14 protein-coding genes and 1 pseudogene are annotated in these 16059 nt (G+C 54.6%); 6 read left to right on the forward strand and 9 right to left on the reverse strand.

All coding sequences use genetic code 11. The annotated features are described in order from the left end of the window. Positions 1–414 precede the first annotated feature (414 nt). Positions 415–2196, forward strand: a complete 1782-nt coding sequence (locus tag FHW68_RS17340; protein ID WP_183681702.1) for a monovalent cation:proton antiporter-2 (CPA2) family protein — start codon at positions 415–417, stop codon at positions 2194–2196. A gap of 3 nt (positions 2197–2199) precedes the next feature. Here the strand turns inward: FHW68_RS17340 and FHW68_RS17345 are convergent, their stop codons facing one another. Then, a complete protein-coding gene (locus FHW68_RS17345) occupies positions 2200–3108 on the reverse strand; it encodes a LysR family transcriptional regulator (RefSeq protein WP_183681704.1) in 909 nt (302 codons plus the stop codon). A 109-nt stretch (positions 3109–3217) separates the two neighbouring features. Between FHW68_RS17345 and FHW68_RS17350 the strand changes: the two genes are divergently transcribed. Then, on the forward strand, positions 3218–4225 hold the full coding sequence (locus tag FHW68_RS17350; RefSeq protein ID WP_183681708.1) for a zinc-binding alcohol dehydrogenase family protein: 1008 nt from the start codon (positions 3218–3220) through the stop codon (positions 4223–4225). A 109-nt stretch (positions 4226–4334) separates the two neighbouring features. On the opposite strand, the gene FHW68_RS17355 is transcribed toward FHW68_RS17350, so the two are convergent. Then, positions 4335–5318, reverse strand: a complete 984-nt coding sequence (locus FHW68_RS17355; RefSeq protein WP_150636612.1) for an LLM class oxidoreductase — start codon at positions 5316–5318, stop codon at positions 4335–4337. A 752-nt stretch (positions 5319–6070) separates the two neighbouring features. On the opposite strand from FHW68_RS17355, the gene FHW68_RS17360 reads away from it, so the two are divergent. After that, a complete protein-coding gene (locus FHW68_RS17360; RefSeq protein WP_260296661.1) occupies positions 6071–7303 on the forward strand; it encodes an OprD family porin in 1233 nt (410 codons plus the stop codon). A 94-nt stretch (positions 7304–7397) separates the two neighbouring features. Here FHW68_RS17360 and FHW68_RS17365 read toward each other — a convergent pair whose 3' ends face one another. After that, positions 7398–8504, reverse strand: a complete 1107-nt coding sequence (locus tag FHW68_RS17365) for an NADH:flavin oxidoreductase (protein WP_183681712.1) — start codon at positions 8502–8504, stop codon at positions 7398–7400. Between the two features lie 123 nt (positions 8505–8627). Between FHW68_RS17365 and FHW68_RS17370 the strand changes: the two genes are divergently transcribed. Next, entirely contained in the window at positions 8628–9503 is an 876-nt protein-coding gene (locus tag FHW68_RS17370) for a LysR family transcriptional regulator (protein WP_183681715.1), read from the forward strand. A gap of 267 nt (positions 9504–9770) precedes the next feature. Here FHW68_RS17370 and FHW68_RS17375 read toward each other — a convergent pair whose 3' ends face one another. The 4 genes and pseudogenes from FHW68_RS17375 to FHW68_RS17390 all read right to left on the reverse strand — a co-directional run. Beyond that, entirely contained in the window at positions 9771–9980 is a 210-nt protein-coding gene (locus tag FHW68_RS17375; RefSeq protein WP_183681718.1) for a hypothetical protein, read from the reverse strand. 41 nt (positions 9981–10021) lie between these two features. Beyond that, positions 10022–10924: a plasmid partitioning protein RepB C-terminal domain-containing protein gene (locus FHW68_RS17380; protein WP_183681722.1), complete on the reverse strand. Its 903-nt coding sequence runs from the start codon at positions 10922–10924 to the stop codon at positions 10022–10024. After that, the gene (locus FHW68_RS17385) at positions 10924–11649 is read right to left on the reverse strand and encodes a plasmid partitioning protein RepB C-terminal domain-containing protein (protein WP_183681725.1); all 726 of its coding nucleotides are present in this window, start codon (positions 11647–11649) and stop codon (positions 10924–10926) included. The genes FHW68_RS17380 and FHW68_RS17385 overlap by 1 nt, the downstream gene beginning before the upstream one ends. Next, a pseudogene (locus FHW68_RS17390) lies at positions 11649–12891 on the reverse strand (recombinase family protein); the annotation flags it as partial. The pseudogene FHW68_RS17390 and the gene FHW68_RS17385, both read right to left, overlap by 1 nt. Positions 12892–13073: 182 nt before the next feature. Here FHW68_RS17390 and FHW68_RS17395 point away from each other — a divergent pair. Beyond that, complete coding sequence (locus tag FHW68_RS17395; RefSeq protein ID WP_183681727.1) at positions 13074–13436, forward strand: hypothetical protein; 363 nt, start codon at positions 13074–13076, stop codon at positions 13434–13436. A gap of 1102 nt (positions 13437–14538) precedes the next feature. After that, on the forward strand, positions 14539–14811 hold the full coding sequence (locus FHW68_RS17400; RefSeq protein ID WP_183681730.1) for a DUF1652 domain-containing protein: 273 nt from the start codon (positions 14539–14541) through the stop codon (positions 14809–14811). A gap of 20 nt (positions 14812–14831) precedes the next feature. On the opposite strand, the gene FHW68_RS17405 is transcribed toward FHW68_RS17400, so the two are convergent. Then, positions 14832–15242, reverse strand: a complete 411-nt coding sequence (locus FHW68_RS17405; RefSeq protein WP_183681733.1) for a response regulator — start codon at positions 15240–15242, stop codon at positions 14832–14834. Between the two features lie 212 nt (positions 15243–15454). Continuing rightward, the gene (locus FHW68_RS17410; protein ID WP_183681736.1) at positions 15455–15847 is read right to left on the reverse strand and encodes a PilZ domain-containing protein; all 393 of its coding nucleotides are present in this window, start codon (positions 15845–15847) and stop codon (positions 15455–15457) included. Between the last annotated feature and the right edge of the window lie 212 nt (positions 15848–16059).

The raw sequence follows: 16059 nt of genomic DNA on the forward strand, positions 1-16059 counted from the left end.
TAGACTGTTGGTAGACGAAAAAGGCTCAGGTGATCGAAAAAAAACCGTATCAGATGGATTGCAGAGCGATCCATTAATTACTTGTATTCAAGGTGAATATCGTGGCCAAAGTTGCCTTGTTCAAGATTCAAGCCATGCCTACTCGCTTGGTATAAATGAAAGGATTGTTAGCCAGCCCTTTCCGGTACGGACAGGGAGAAGCTACTGAATTTTTTGTCTCCCTTTCAAACGATGCCAGTGTCTGCACTACACTTCAGGTGTCATTCCTACCCTGGAGAGATCCTGGTGAACCCTCCAGATATTGTGCTTGGTCCTGAAAAAATTGCGGGACTGAGCGCTGAGCTTTAAAGCTCTACTCGACACGCCTGGCCGTGGACGCATTACCGGTCCTGATGTGGGATGAGGGTCAATGCCATGGCTGTTGAAGGCAATGCAGGTCAATTATTTGCTGTCGTCACTTTGCTTGCCGCCGCCGTGGTGGCAGTGCCGCTGCTCAAACGCATCGGGCTCGGCTCAGTGGTCGGTTACCTGGCGGCGGGGCTGATCATTGGCCCCTTCGGACTGCAACTGATCAATAACCCCCACACCATCATTGAGGTGGCCGAGCTGGGTGTGGCGATGTTTCTTTTTGTGATTGGACTGGAGATGAAACCCTCGCACCTATGGGATCTGCGTCGGCAGATCTTTGGGCTGGGCAGCCTGCAGGTGGTGGTCTGTGCTGTTCTGCTCACTTTTGTCGGCATGTCTTTTGGATTCCCTTGGCAGGTGTCATTTGTCTGCGCAGCGGGTTTTGTACTCACCTCCACGGCCCTGGTTATGCAAGTTCTCTCGGAACGCGGTGACATTACCGAGCCGAGAGGGCAGCACGTCGTGTCCATTTTGCTGTTTGAAGACCTGTTGATAGCCCCTTTGCTGGCGGTGGTGGCATTTCTGGCGCCCACTGAGTTGGCGAATGGACCCACGTCTCCCCTTTGGCAACGCATAGGTACCGCAGCGCTGTCCCTGGGTGCATTGGTGGCCATCGGATTGTGGCTGCTCGATCCCCTGTTTCGAGTATTGGCCCATGCCAAAGCGCGCGAGGTAATGACTGCCGCTGCGCTGCTGGTTGTGTTGGGAGCAGCGCTGCTGATGGAAATCGGCGGTCTTTCAATGGCGATGGGTGCTTTCGTTGCCGGTGTGCTGCTGTCGGAATCCACATTTCGCCACCAGTTGGAGGCCGACATAGAACCGTTTCGTGGCCTGCTGCTGGGGCTGTTTTTCCTCGGCGTCGGCATGTCGCTGGATCTGCAAATGATGGTCAACGCGTGGAGGCTCATCATCTCTGGTGTGCTGGCGCTGATGCTGGTCAAGGCCCTGTGTATTTATGCAGTTGCGCGTCTGGCGAAAAGCGGTCATCGCGACGCGCTGGATCGCGCCGTGCTGATGGCGCAGGGTGGCGAATTTGCTTTTGTGCTGTTTGCCGAAGCGCTCAAACTCAGGGTCATCGGTCCTGACGTCAACGCCAACATGACGGCTATCGTGGTGCTCTCCATGGCGTTTACACCGGTGACCTTATTGCTGTGCAAACGGTTTACTCGCCCACAGCCCGTGTCCATGGACGGTGTGGAAGCCGCACACAATCTGCAATGCAATGTACTCATCATCGGTTTTGGCCGTGTGGGGCAGATTGCCTGCCAGGTGCCGCTCGCTCAGGGAGCAAAAATTTCAATCATTGATATAAATCCGGAGGTCATCCGCGCCGTGACACCCTACGGTTTCAAGGTCTATTACGGCGACGGCGCCCGCCATGAAATATTGCACGCTGCCGGTGCCCATCACGCCCGCGCCATCATTATTTGTGTGGATGATAAAAAAGCCGCGACACGCATTGTCGAAAGTACGCGGCACTACTGCCCGCAGGTGAAAGTGCTGGTGCGCGCTTTTGACCGCGAACACGCGCTGGAACTGGTCGAACACGACGCCGACTACATAGTGCGGGAGACCTTTGAGGCCGCACTGCTGCTCGGCCGTCAGGCCGTGGTGACGCTGGGTGCGTCTGAGCACGAAGCCGACGCGGTGATCGACGAAGTGCGCAAACGCGATGCCGAACGTTTTGCCTTGGAAACAGCGGGCGGCCTGTTTGCCGGACGAGCGTTGGTGTTGGGGAATATTGAGCGCATTGATCCGCCGAACAATGAAGCGCGGGATGCTCAGTGAGCATCAATCGCAGTCATTCGGTTCACGGCGCTCCAGCGCAGAAAACTGATCACTCAGCCACGTATAAAGCTGGGAAACGGCAGGGCTGATCTGCTTGCGATGCGGGCACACCAGACTCAACGGCGAAGCTTCGCCAGGATAATCTGGCAGCTGCACAAGCAGGCGCTCAGCGGCGATATCGGCACTGACATCCAGCCAAGATTTGTAGGCGATACCTTCACCGTCCAACGACCAGCGTCGCACGACATCGGCGTCATCGCTGAACAGTGGCCCCGAAACCTGCACGGTTTGCCCGCCCAGGTTCCACTTGTCGTAGACCCGGCCATTTTGCAGATAGAGCAGGCAGTGATGCTTGCTCAAGTCATCCGGCGTTTGGGGAGAACCGCAGCGTTGCACATACTCCGGCGAGGCAACAAGCACCCGCTGGTTCCACGGTGCAAGCGGCAGTGCCACGTAGTTGGCGTCTTCATTCGGGCCGTATCGAATCGCCACGTCCACCGGGTCGCGAAACAGATTGGCCATCTGGTCCGACAGGAAAAAACGCAACGTCAATTCTGGATGCTGACGGCGGAACAGCGTCAGCCACGGCAGCAGTATGTTGCGCCCCAGATCGGACGGCGCAGTCACTTGCAGTACGCCCCGCAGCGTGGCGTTCTCACCACGCAGGTTTTCCTTGCCTTGCTTCAGGGTCTCAAGCACTGAGTGGGCGGTGGGCAGATATTGCTCGCCCTCGGCAGTCAATCGCAGGCTGCGAGTGGTGCGGGCGAACAGGCGTACGTCCAGCTCGCGCTCCAGACGTTTGATGGCGGCGGCGACCTGACCAGGCAATAGATCAGCCTCCAGCGCCGCTGCGGTGAAACTGCCCAGCGCGGCGCTGCGGATGAATAAACCAAGATCATCGATGCGGATCATTTTCACTCCTGCAGTGAAAGTGTTGGCGCATTCTGCTTGTTTTTCTTTGTACTTGGGAAGTCGAAGATGGCTGCAAACGAGTGCATCACCCTTCAGACAGCGAGTGTCCATGAAAGCCATCACCTTTACCGAACACGCTTTGCCCATCGACAATCCACACGCATTGATCGACATCAACCTCCCGGTGCCCACGCCTGGTCCACGGGATCTGCTGGTCGAAGTTCGCGCGGTGTCAGTAAATCCGGTCGATACCAAGGTGCGCGCCGGAACTTTCACAAAAGAACCGAAAATCCTCGGCTGGGATGCCACAGGCATTGTCCGCGAGATCGGCTCTGAAGTGACGCTGTTTCAGCCGGGCGATGAAGTGTTCTATGCCGGCTCGATTGCCCGCACCGGCAGCTACAGCGAATTCCATCTGGTCGATGAGCGGATCGTCGGGCACAAGCCTCGGTCATTGAGTGCCGCCGATGCGGCAGCGTTGCCGTTGACCTCGATCACTGCCTGGGAATTGTTGTTTGACCGGCTTGGTGTCGTCGAGGGTTCGGGGGAGGGCAAGTACCTGTTGATCACCGGAGCGGCTGGGGGCGTCGGTTCGATGCTGGTGCAACTGGCCCGACAGTTGACCCGCCTTACCGTCATCGGAACTGCCTCACGCCAGGAAACCGCTGATTGGGTGCGGCAGTTGGGCGCGCATCACGTGATCGATCACAGCCAGCCACTGCTCGCACAGTTGCAAGCGCTCGGCGTGCCGGAGATCGACTATGTCGCCAGCCTGACTCACACCGAACAGCACTTTGCACAACTGATCGACGTGCTCAAGCCGCAAGGGCGTCTGGGTGTGATTGACGACCCCGACAGCCTCGATGTGATGCCGCTCAAGCGCAAGTCGCTGTCGTTGCATTGGGAGCTGATGTTCACCCGCTCGCTGTATGAAACCCCGGACATGATCAACCAGCATCATCTGCTCAATCGGGTCAGCGCTCTGATTGACCAAGGTGTTCTGCAAACCACTGTGGGCGAGCACTTCGGTGCGATCAATGCGGCAAACATGCGTCGTGCCCATGCGCTGGTCGAGAGCGGCAAGGCCCGGGGCAAGATCGTTCTAGAAGGTTTCTGACTTCACTCCTCGGGCGGGCTCGCTTGCGGGCCTCTGAACCGCCTGCGGCATCACTGCCATTCTTTATGTCGCAGAGTTGACGATGAATCCGTCCAGTAACGTATTGGTTTCAGTTCGCTTCGGAACGAGGCTGTACTCCGAATTGCGGAACGATGTGAGTGCCCAGCTCCTCAATAACTTGCGCAGCAGGGCGCTTACCGTATTTGAGATTCAGGATAACGTGGTCCACCCCGATTTCCTGAAGCACCTCCAGCAAACCCCGGAGGTGGTCGCGTCCAAGCCTGAACCCCAAATGAATACGAGTGGGCGGCGTTGACGGGTTCTCAGCGAGGTCGATGTATAGCGACTGAGCGAAGGGCTTATAGACGGAACCACATTGCTTCATGACCTCCAGCCGCCAATCTTCCACGATCAGTCGCTGCATTTTCGGTTGGCGTGGATAGTTGATCCATCCGGTGCTTTCGCGCGCGATCCAATCCAGTGACTGGCGACTATTCCCGGTCACGAGCATTGGAATAACTTGGGTCGTAGGTTTCGGAATGAGGTCTGCGCCCTGCATCTCACCACCGCTCCAGCGGATGGGTTCAAAGCTGGTGCTGTGGGCTCTGCGAATCACCTCGTAGTACTCTCGAAAAATGTCTCCGCGCCTTTCGGCATCGACGCCAAAAGCCGAAAACTCCACAGGGCGATCGCCGGAAGCTACCCCCAGAATCAAGCGACCTGCGCTCAACTGATCGACGCTGGCCGATGCCTTGGCCGTGTGCAGCGGATGGTGTAACGGGATGGCAATGGATGCGGTGCCAAGCGCTATCTCTGACGTATGAGCGGCTATATATCCCAGGTAAACCCAGGGGTCGAAGACTTGGCCGACATCGCCGAAACCAGGGTCGCGAAGAGGCACGTCGCGAAACCAGAGCGCGCAGAAGCCCAGCGCCTCTGCTCGTTTGGCCAATGCGACTTGGTTGAGCATGCTCGGAGTGTCCCCATCGAAGGCCTCCAAAGGAAAGAACAATCCAAGGCTCAAATGACCCTGAGTGAAGGTTCGGCTGAACCCTCGATGCTGCTGATAAGGAATCGTGCTCGGCCGATACATACTCATCTTCCTCAATGGGAGAAACGTGAACAGCGCCCCTGTTTAAGAAGTGCTGCGGCATCGGTCGCTTGGGAACGACAGGTGGGTAGTGCGTGCAGCCTTTATCCGTTGCGCCATACATGCTGGTCGGGTCGACCGGGTGAGGGGACAGCTGCTGGCAAAACGCGTGGGCAGGCCCGGATTGGCGATGAACGGACGGTCAAAATAAATTAGATCGTTCCGGCCCGATACATCGCCTGAGCAAAAGCAGGGAGACCATCCAGCAAGAATAGGCGGCGTTGCGGGGAACCGCCATGTTCGTCGTCCGTCCCGGTACCTGACGCAGATTGGTTACACCGCAGTCTAGGCCTTGGGCGTCGTGATCGGCGCGCCGCGGGTTGCTATAGAGGACAGTCGTCAGGTCAGCCCGCTGAGCCTTTGGGTACTCGACCGACAATTGTGTCCGGCCCCAGTCCTGAAATTCAGACGATAAGATAAATTTTCAGACCGCAACGCAGAACTCCATTTCCCCAGGCAAGGCACTCCCTGCGCCTTTCTCACACAATCCGCTCTAACGCTATCGCGCTGCATAACAGAAACAGGTGCGATGAGCGACTTTGGAACTTGCATTAACAATATTAACTTGATGCAGGAGGGGCGAGGTATCGTCGATTTCTCGTTTTCAGCAGGGTATTAAGAATAATAAAAAACGCACACCTGAAAATTTTGCGTTGCTTCTATCACTTTAAAATAACAAATGGAGCGCTATATAAATGAGTGGAAAAACAATAACTGCAAGTTCGGTGTTTCTTAGTATCACCCTGAGTGCCCAGGTGCATGCTGACTTCCTGAGTGATAGCAAAGCCACCTTGGGAATGAGAAACTTCTACTTCAATAACGACAACCGCGATGGCGTTGCCGCACCTTCCAAAACCGAAGAATGGGCGCAGGGTTTCATGCTGGACTTCAAATCGGGCTATACCGATGGAATGGTTGGCTTTGGTGTCGATGGCCTGGGGTTGCTGGGAGTTACCTTGGACAGTGGCAAAGGACGGCATGTCGGTAGCAGCATGATGCCTTCTGACAGTGACAACCGTGCCGTCGACGAGTGGAGCCGGCTCGGGCTGACCGTAAAAGTCAAAATGTCGAAAACTGAACTTCGCTACGGCACTTTGATTCCGAAACTCCCAATTCTGGTCGCCAACGATGGGCGCGTGCTTCCACAAACCTTCGAGGGCGGTCAAATCACCTCGAGCGAGTTCAAGGGGCTGACCTTGACTGGAGGTCGGATCGAACATGCAACAGGACGTGGTTCGAGCGATCAGACGGGGTTGGCCGTTGCTGGTGGTACGCGGGAAAGCAATCAGTTTGACTTCGCCGGGGGCGATTGGAACGTCACCAAGGATCTGACAGCTCAGTACTACTACGCCAGCCTCGACAACTACTATATGCAGCATTTTATGGGATTAATTCACACCCTTGCCCTCTCGGACAATCAGTCCCTTAAAACCGACCTGCGCTATTTCAAAACTGACTCGTCAGGGGCAAATAGCTCCGGGACGTCAGGCTACAGAATGAGTGGCTACACCAAAAACGGTAGTGGAGAGATCGACAACCGTACCTGGAGTGCCGCGTTGATTTACACACTGGGTGGTCACGCGATTACTGCGGGGTACCAAAGTGTGTCAGATGGCAGCAACTTCACTCAACTCAGTCAGGGTAGCCTGACAGACAAGGGCGCCGGTGGAGCAAGCCTGTATCTGTATACAGACCGCCTGATCCAAACTTTCACCCGTGCAGGCGAGCGCACAGCTTTCGGTCAGTATGCTTACGACTTCGCCGCCAAAGGGAGTACCTACCAAGCTGCCGTACGCGCACTCGCGTATAAGTGGATTCGGATTCTGTACCAGTGCTCGCAGACAAGGACGCCCTATGATGAAACCACCTACTTGGATGCCTTGAGGAAGGGTGGTTCACCGCTCCTCAAGAACCTCGATCTAGGTTGACTGACTTCTTCAGGGCGTGAAGCGGTCGATGGCCTAGGCAGCTGTGAGCGTAAACGCAAATCTATAGTGTTCGCTCGACCCTTTCCTGTTGGTGTCACGCCAACGTCAATTCACTGTCTTTGATATTCGCAATCGGCCCCAGGATCGAAGCGTCGAATTCGTCTAGCGTGGCGTGGGTTGCCAGGCGGCGGGGAAGATCGGGGTTGGCCAGAGCTGCCTTGCCCAGCGCGATCATATCGGCGCCATCTCGTAACACCTGCTCAGCGCGTTGCGATACATCCAGACCACCATTGGCGATGATCGCCACCTGCGGCGCATACCGGCGGGCCAGCTCAACCAGACTTGCATTTCCATTTACGAACGCCGGTTTCCAAGCCTCAAGCTCCGTCACATGGATGAAGTCTACGCCAGCGTCGTTGAGCGAGCCAAAGATGACCTCCGCTGCTGCTTCGCCTTCAGGCCATTTGTGTTCGTAGTCATTCACCTTGCTCTGGGAAATGCGTACACCGATGGGAGCAAGCGTGCCGATAGCGGCTCTGACTGCCTTGATGATCTCAAGTATCAGAGCGATCCGTCCTGCGACATTACCGCCCCAGCGGTCGTCTCTTTGATTGGTGTAATCGGTCAGGAATTGATCAAGCAGATAGCCGTTCGCCCCATGGATTTCAACACCGTCGAAGTCAGCGGCACGAGTTGCCAGCACGGCCGCTTGTGCGAATCCGGCGATGGCATCGGCGATGTCCTCATCACTCATCGCTTGAGGTAGCGGATACTGCCCCTCACCGTAATAGAACTTCATCTGCGTTCCTTTCGGTCGAACGGACGAGGGTGCAGCGGTAGCAGTTTTAAAGCGGTTGCCCTGGGTCAGCGCTCCAGCGTGCATGAGTTGAGCGAATACCGTGCCATGGTGGGCATGAACAAGATCGGTCACACTACGCCAGGCCTGGGCCTGCTCGACATCGCTGAGCCCCGGTTGAAAGGGGTAACCCTGAGCATACCTCTGATCGGTGTATAGCCCTTCGGTAATGACCAGACCGAATCCGCCTTTGGCGAATCGCGCGTAGTAACGCGCCATCTCAGCGGTAGCCAGGCCTGCCTCCGTAGCACTGACACGCGTCATGGGGGCTACTGCAAGACGATTTCTCAATCTGAGGCGGCCAATATCATACTCAGTTAAAATCTGTTGATTGTAATCAATCATGGGGTCTGCCCTCATTTTTTCAATGATGCTGTTGGATAGCGATTTAGAGGACAATAAACTTGGCTTGAACCGCTGAGAAGCCAGCAAAAACGATAAGCCGCTTTATCAAAATTGGATGTAATGATGCAGATTCCAGATGTAGAAGTGTTCAGCACCATTGCCGAAAGCGGCAGTCTTTCGGCAGCCGCTCGACGACTCGGCGTGGCACCAATGACAGTATCTCGCAGGCTTGCATCGCTTGAGGGTGAACTAGGTGTTCGGCTGTTTCATCGGACAACTCGCTCCGTATCACTGACAGCCGAAGGCGAAACATTTCTCCCCTTTGCAACGACGCTGTTGGAAGCCAGTGAGGGAGCGAGGGTCAGTTTGAAATCCAATGCCGGAGCTGCCAGTGGAGTCTTGAAAGTAACTGCCCCCACAGTGTTCGGACAGGCAGTGATCATGCCGCTGATTCCCGCCCTCTTGGCAGAGCACCCGGCGCTGCGGGTTGATCTGACATTATCAGACAGCATTGTGGATATTGTCGGTCTTGGGATCGATGTCGCGGTTCGCATCGCAACCCCGCGAGACTCGGCTTTAATCGCGCGCCCCCTCGCACCGAACCCTAGAGTGCTGTGCGCCAGTCCGATGTATCTGGAGCGTCACGGCATACCCGCTACGATGGACGCACTATTAAGCCACCGCCGCATTGCGTTGCATGGGATGCCTTTCTGGCCGTTCATGCGTGACGGTGAAGCGGTTTCCATGCGGGCAGAGGGCGTTTTTTCGGCCAACAGTGTCGAGGCGGTGCGCACGGCGAGCAGGCAAGGCTTGGGGATGGCGATGCTCACGTACTGGGACATCCGTGATGATCTGGCTGCTGGAAGCCTTTGTTTAATTGAATTGGAGGATGTTGACCCGGAACAACTCTTCATCACCGCGTTATTGCCCACTCGTCAGCACGTGCCGCATAGAGTAGGAGTGTTCCTTCAGCGCTTGGAGGCGTTGCTCAAAGCGTGAGTTGCCATCCACCGGTCTCCACTGACATGAGGCCGTGATAGATCTTATTCCATGACTGTTGGAGCTTCGAATCATGATGCGTTTGCCGAGCGCGACTTCCGTCAGTATTAGGCAGACCTCGTGGGCGGTGATAGGGGAGGTTGTGTTCAAATCATCGTGTGTGAGTCATCGCGAGCCCATAGCTAAGCTGCGATATGAAGTGGCGTCAACGAGGAGCTCAATCCTTCGGCCCGGTGGGCCCGGCTGATCTACAAGCTTGAGAGTTTCTCACTCAGGCGTCATGAGCACCGCCAACGTCATATTGATGAACTCTTCGTTCTTGGTGACCGTTGCCAGCGCACTGCGTACATTGCCTCCAACCTCACCCGAGCCGCGCTGCTCGACCCAAAGCGTAAGCTCCATGATCGCGGCTTCGAGAGCCAATTGATTCTGATTAATCTTGAACAGCAGGGAAGGGAGCAGGTCTGCATTGGACATAATGTTTCCTCCGTGGAAGAGGACAGCCTAGCAGGTGATCGCTATTCCCGTTCAAGCTGCCTCGCATCGGAGGTTACTGCTTCCATGATGGACACCAGCTCCTCGAGCAGCTCCGCATAGTAGCGAGTGAGATAGCCTGCAATAGCTTCATTGCGCAGAAGGCGCACGAGATAACCTTTGGCCACAACCAAAACGAGCATTGTTTCACCCAGGGTATCCTCTACCAGCTTGTAGTCATGCTGAAGATTTTCCATCTCCCGTTCCATGCGCGCAATGTCGACTGCACTGACGTCACTCTGTTTTTTCTTCGTCTCAACCAGCATCTCCGGGCGTGATGCCGCCAAGACCATTCGCGCATAGTTTCGCGTGAAACAGTTGGCTGAAATCATCATTTCAACAGTTTCGATTTGGCGGATGGGTTTCATGAGTCGAAGGGCACGAAACACATCCTGCGATACCATGCGAACCTTCAGCATCTCCGCTACCTCAGGCGCTATACCTTTCAACAGGTTTTCTCTTTCGTGGACTCGATCCACGTTGATCCCCAGTACGGATGCAATCCGCGATGCTTCAATACCTTTCTTCAGGGCGGTAACGACCATTTTATGTTCTTGAATCGGTGTCAGTCGGTTGATTTGTCGGTTGTAGGTAAAGCCCTCATCATCGGTGGAAATCAGGCACAGCGCCTCAACCGCGCCCAACGCCTTGAGTGCCTCTAAGCGAAAGTGCCCATCCAAAAGCATGAACGAAGCTACTCCACCTGCGATCAGGGGCTTGGGATGAACCACCAACGGCTCAACGACTCCCAGTTCTCGAATTGAGCTCAAAATACTTGCGTACTTTTTGCTGCCAGTTATCAGTTGATCGACCTTCCGCGAGGGAAGGATGCGCTCTAATGGAACGGAAATAACACGACTCTCGAATGCCTGCTTGACCTCTGACATTACGGCGTCTCTCCAAAGATCCGGTCGGCCAGCGGCTTGGGCATGTCCGGAATATCTTCGTTCCGAAGCAGCGTCTTGAAGTAGTCATCAGCCAGCAATTTACGCATCGCCGTGACGATGATCAGTAGCCGCTGTTCACTGATGTCTGACTTTTTGATCATGACCTTCTGGCGCCGAACCTCTATTTGATAAGCGTGAAGAAGCTTTTGGGGCGTATGTTTCTCAGTACGAGGTGGTTGTTGGCCATAACGTTTGCCAAAGGTTTTGCGTTTATCAACGAGGCGGCGCACCCTCATCAGTTGATCGCCCTTGAGTACACCACTTTCGTAGGCTTCGATCATGGCTTGCTGGAGATCGACATCCTTCGAACGAGCAATTTCCATCGCCAACTTTATAGATAACCAGCCCTTCTCCACGGCTGCGATCAGTCGTTCTTCACCCTGACGCAGTAGCACCAGAATTCCGTGTACGTAACCTGAATCCAAACAGGTTTTTTCGGCTATCTGGTGGCAGGTGTAACCACGATCTGAAAGGATCTGGATTGATGTCAAAAGCTCGCGGTTTGAATGTTTTCGTCGTGCAAGATTTTCAACTAAACCGATCAGGTATCGATCCGCCTCGCTGGCGCTCACCACGATGCAGGGAATTTTTTTCTCTCCCAGCGCCTGCAAAGCTTCGAAGCGGCCTTGGCCACAGACGATTTCATAGGGCTCGGTACCGCCCATATTTGGCACCGGCTGAGTACGAGTGAGATGGTGACCTCTTCGTTGACTAGCATCAGATCAGTGCGAGGGTCGATCGAAACCTTTCCACCGACCTCGGCAATTTTCGACGTGGTTTGCTGAAGGAGCAGCGGGTGCATCTGCCGCAGGCGCTTGTTGGCTTCGATGTATTGGTAGTCGCGAGCAGGCGTGTACCCAATAAGGGAGTAACAGCGAAGCAGGCTTCCAAACCGATGCTGATAGGCACTGCTAGAGGGACAACCTTCAGCTTCGTCAATCACCAGGCCCGATAGGTATCCGCTGCGTTGGTAGATGGTCTTGAGTACTTGCAACATTTCCTCATCGGGCATCCGATAGGAGCGCGTTTCAATGATCGATTGAGCGGCCTTGAACAAGATCGAATTCACGATAGGGCGGAAGGCGCCATTCGCCCGAATCCACTCCTCAGGTGGGTTCACTACATGCGTCTGTTTTAGCTTGAAGGAGTTGTGGTTCCAGACGTTGTTGCCGACGTATTTTTCATTGATCAACACCTGGTGCACAGTGCCTCGAGACCACGATCTTGCGCGATCGTTGAGTACTCCCCGGGCATTCAACCAGTCGGCAATCTCACGTTCACTTCTGCCTTCCTCGACGAACAAACGATAGATGTACTGCACCATTTCGACTTCGCCCGGTGGGCCCGGCACCAGTATCACTCGGTCTGTCTGGATGCTTTTGTGTTCGCCCATCTGCAGCTCATTTTTGGGTGAGCCGTGACTATCTACCAACTGCCGTCGAAGCCCAAACCCTGCTGGGCCACCTTGGCGGTACCCCAACTCGATAAGTCGAGACTGCCCCGCAAAGACTTTCACTGACAATTCGCGGCTGTACTCGCCTGCCATCATCCGCTTCACGCTTTTGACGATGTTGGAGACCGGCGACCCGTCGTTGGTAAATTGCTCTGCACAGTATTGAACGGAAACCCCCCGCTTGCCGGCAGCGAACCTCGTAGCTAGCGCTGACGTCCGGATCCTGGAAGCGCCCCCAGCGGCTAACGTCATAGACCAGGACGGTGGTGTAGTCAGCTCGTCCGTTTTCCACATCGAAGAACAGCTGCTTTAGGGCATCACGACCCTCCAGGCGCAGGCCGCTTTTACCCGCGTCGGTATACACCTTGTTGATCTCAAGATCGTGGGTAACAGCGTAGAGGCGAATGGTATCGAGCTGATTCTCAGTCGAATATTGCTGATGCTCAGTGGACATCCGAACGTACGCCGCTGCCAAGGCCGCACTCGGTTCGTTGAGTGTATTACCCACACCAATGAGATTTTGCATCGACAACATCCTCAACTTTCTCGCGCCCACCAAGGGGTCGTCAGAGCCGTCATCGGATACCGCGTTTTTCGATATAGCTCTAAAGAAGGTAGAAGATCGGGGAGGGAAAAATGTTCACGAAAACGGGCAATTCTTTTCTGGCTCAAAAACAGTACGCAGCCGGCATCTCACGAGCACTGCATTTAGAACTTGGAGACACACACCAAGCCACCAAAACGCTGATGCGCTGGACGAACGCAAATGAGAGGACAGTCAAGAACTGGATGGCGGGAAGTAGCGGCCCGCGAGGTGAGCATCTGGTGGCATTGATCAAACACTCAGATCTGGCGCTGGCAGCGTTTCTTGGCATGGCCGACAGGCCGCATGCACTGACTGCTTCCGAACTACCGACGCTCAGGCAGAAGCTTCAAGTGCTGATTGAGGGAATTGATTCATACCTTTGTGAAGGGGAAGGGGCAGGTTCTGATCGATGATGTGCTTGTCGTCGGAAACTGGCGCCGTCCATTTGCTGTGGTGGCATATAGCCGCTAATAGTTATGAGGTTCGAGGAGAGGGTGTGAAGATGATTTCGAGATTTGTTGTTGTCCCAGCAATCCCGAAAGAAACGGGATCAATGCGCCTCGGGATGAGCTTCTGCAAGAATGCGCCCATAGGTTTCGACATCTATGACAACGAAGAGAAACAACGTCTAGCGACTACCTATCAAGCCCGAGAAGTAGCGGAGCAGGAGTGTCAGCGATTGAACCTGGCGCGCCTTTAAAACGCACTTTGCAAATGAGAATCCACGACTGCGCTCTCGGCATTCATCACCCTCAAAAAGGTATCCAGTGCCTGGCCTTCCGCATCGAGTGGATCAGATACTCAAGGGCATGCGAGCTGCACCACTCTGACGTGGATGCAGGGCATTCAGGAGCGAGCAAACAGCCTCCGCTTCGACCCTGGCCTTGAACACACCGTGCTTGCTAGCAGATCCTCCCTCGACGAGATCCACAACCCGATACTGCTTGATGCCATTATCCATTCTGGTTGTTTCGATGACCCTGAATCTTGAATGCATGGTGCGTTCCCTGCTGAAACTGGTGCTTTAGGAGTACCGGTATGACTCCATGATTTCAACCATTATGCAGAACTGAGCTGAGACAATTTATGACAGAGAGCGCAATGATTCTCTGCGTGAGGACAGAGGCTTCGCGGGAGGGAGGTTGTGTCCAAATCATTATGTGCGAGTCATCGATTGCACCAAGCTAAGCTGTGGTGCGATGTAAATGGGGAAGTCGCTATTTCGGGCCAATGGGCCCGGCTACCCGCGCAAACTTCCGTTACGCGTGCTGGTCTGCAGGCTCGCCCATTGACCTCCATCGGCTACTGAAACGTTTTCCAAGTCATAGGGATTGAAGCCTTCCAAGCAACCAATATTGAATCCAAACTCAGTCGGATTGGTGCTTCGCCTGGTTTGCGTTGTTCATTCCCACAGCAGGCGAAACATTTCGTCGTGAATTTTGCATCGGCGCGTTCCTTGACTCCTAGGTTTCATGCACAAGACTCAGATGAAATTTCTCATTAAGACGTAGGCCGATGATTTCCGCTTTGGAGCTCAGACACATTATTGAAAGCGGTTTATTACCTCGCTCCTGCACCTGCTCAGTGAACCCGAAAGGAGCGCTTTTGATCAAGATGGTTGAACCATCTTCGGGCGCTGTGGAACTCTTTGTCCCCGGGGTGCTGGCAGCGGATCTCACGTCCAGTCGGGCGATCTCGAATTTGATCAGCGACCTGAGAATTGAAATGTCGGCGCGCAAAACGATCTGTGCGGTGAGTGCATCGGCTAAGGCTGGACTCGAAGCTTAGAGTCAACAGGTCACGCCGACTCAAATTTTTCGGATAGGGTGATTAGGTTGTAAGAGCGACGCCACCGCGATTACCAGATCGTCCAGTGACCACGGCTTGTGCAGATAAATGGCTGCTGGTGGCACCGTTACAGGATCTATCTGGTATCCGGACGTCAGGATTGCAGCGATAGACGGCCATCGACCCCTGACCATTTCAATGAACTCGGTACCTTGTATCTGCCCCGGAACACCGTGGTCTGCGATCACCAATCGGCATTGATCATGCGCTTCAAGCAGATAGGTTAATGCGTCATCAGCAGTGTCGAACGCTACTACTTTTGCGCCGATCTCCGCCACGATATCTTCCATCAGCGAACGCAATGTAGGGTCGTCCTCGATGACGATAATCTCGCCGTGTATCGGCAATAGCCCTTTCCAATTTACGTTCACTCATCGATTCCTTAACCGGGCAGACCGCGCCGAAATCTCTAAAGTTGAGTTCTGAGTCTAATCTCGATTTCGATTTACATGGCACTGAAATAATTTCATTCTTCCAGCACCATCTGGCGGGCCTGCGAGGCTTGATCAGAGACAAATGTAGAGGCCTTCGATGGCTCCGACGTCAGTGCGCCTAGAGTCAGGGTCATCGTGTTGCTACTCCCTCAAACCTCATCCTTGTCCGCTCGCCGCGCTTCACGTTGAAGCTGGTTCACGAAGCTCTGGACTTTGCGTTGCATCAGGCCACTGAGGTTATGGAAGCGCATACCTGCGAAGGTTCTGTCGATACGCGCTTCGTAGCGAAGGTGGCGTATCTCAAGCATCGTCAGCTTCACGTCCAGCGGAGCGCTGGCAGACATACGTTCGTAAATACATCCGATTCGAAGCTGGTCTTCAAGATTTCCATCGAAGCTTACACTGCAACCCGTGGCCGAAATTTCGAGTAGTCGCCCGCGCAGAGCGCCGCTGCGCCGTAGCTTATCGCCGTCCAGGAAGACTTCGATCCGTTGTGCCGATCTGAGCGTCGCTCGGAAAGCGTCGCGGCGCTGAAAATACATTACTACGTGGGGCAAATAATTTATATAAATTGACAGCGCGCCGATTGGAAAAAACTACGGACGGGCGAAATCTCCCCATGTTACGCGCTGGAAACGTGATTTAATTTTTTCGCACTTCCACTAAGCTCATGAAGTGAAGATCTGCACCTTGACTCTTCAGGAAAAAATCCTAGGCTAGTGATCTGGATTAAAAAATTTAATTCGAGCACTAG

Origin of the sequence: Pseudomonas sp. Tn43 (genome assembly GCF_014192635.1) — a bacterium.
Taxonomy (GTDB): Bacteria; Pseudomonadota; Gammaproteobacteria; order Pseudomonadales; family Pseudomonadaceae; genus Aquipseudomonas.

Bases quoted from the DNA above. Each gene is read 5' to 3' on its own strand.
- FHW68_RS17340 (WP_183681702.1), top strand. From the start codon at position 415: ATGGCTGTTGAAGGCAATGCAGGTCAATTATTTGCTGTCGTCACTTTG.
- FHW68_RS17345 (WP_183681704.1), bottom strand. From the start codon at position 3,108: ATGATCCGCATCGATGATCTTGGTTTATTCATCCGCAGCGCCGCGCTG.
- FHW68_RS17350 (WP_183681708.1), top strand. From the start codon at position 3,218: ATGAAAGCCATCACCTTTACCGAACACGCTTTGCCCATCGACAATCCA.
- FHW68_RS17355 (WP_150636612.1), bottom strand. From the start codon at position 5,318: ATGTATCGGCCGAGCACGATTCCTTATCAGCAGCATCGAGGGTTCAGC.
- FHW68_RS17360 (WP_260296661.1), top strand. From the start codon at position 6,071: ATGAGTGGAAAAACAATAACTGCAAGTTCGGTGTTTCTTAGTATCACC.
- FHW68_RS17365 (WP_183681712.1), bottom strand. From the start codon at position 8,504: ATGATTGATTACAATCAACAGATTTTAACTGAGTATGATATTGGCCGC.
- FHW68_RS17370 (WP_183681715.1), top strand. From the start codon at position 8,628: ATGCAGATTCCAGATGTAGAAGTGTTCAGCACCATTGCCGAAAGCGGC.
- FHW68_RS17375 (WP_183681718.1), bottom strand. From the start codon at position 9,980: ATGTCCAATGCAGACCTGCTCCCTTCCCTGCTGTTCAAGATTAATCAG.
- FHW68_RS17380 (WP_183681722.1), bottom strand. From the start codon at position 10,924: ATGTCAGAGGTCAAGCAGGCATTCGAGAGTCGTGTTATTTCCGTTCCA.
- FHW68_RS17385 (WP_183681725.1), bottom strand. From the start codon at position 11,649: ATGGGCGGTACCGAGCCCTATGAAATCGTCTGTGGCCAAGGCCGCTTC.
- FHW68_RS17395 (WP_183681727.1), top strand. From the start codon at position 13,074: ATGTTCACGAAAACGGGCAATTCTTTTCTGGCTCAAAAACAGTACGCA.
- FHW68_RS17400 (WP_183681730.1), top strand. From the start codon at position 14,539: ATGATTTCCGCTTTGGAGCTCAGACACATTATTGAAAGCGGTTTATTA.
- FHW68_RS17410 (WP_183681736.1), bottom strand. From the start codon at position 15,847: ATGTATTTTCAGCGCCGCGACGCTTTCCGAGCGACGCTCAGATCGGCA.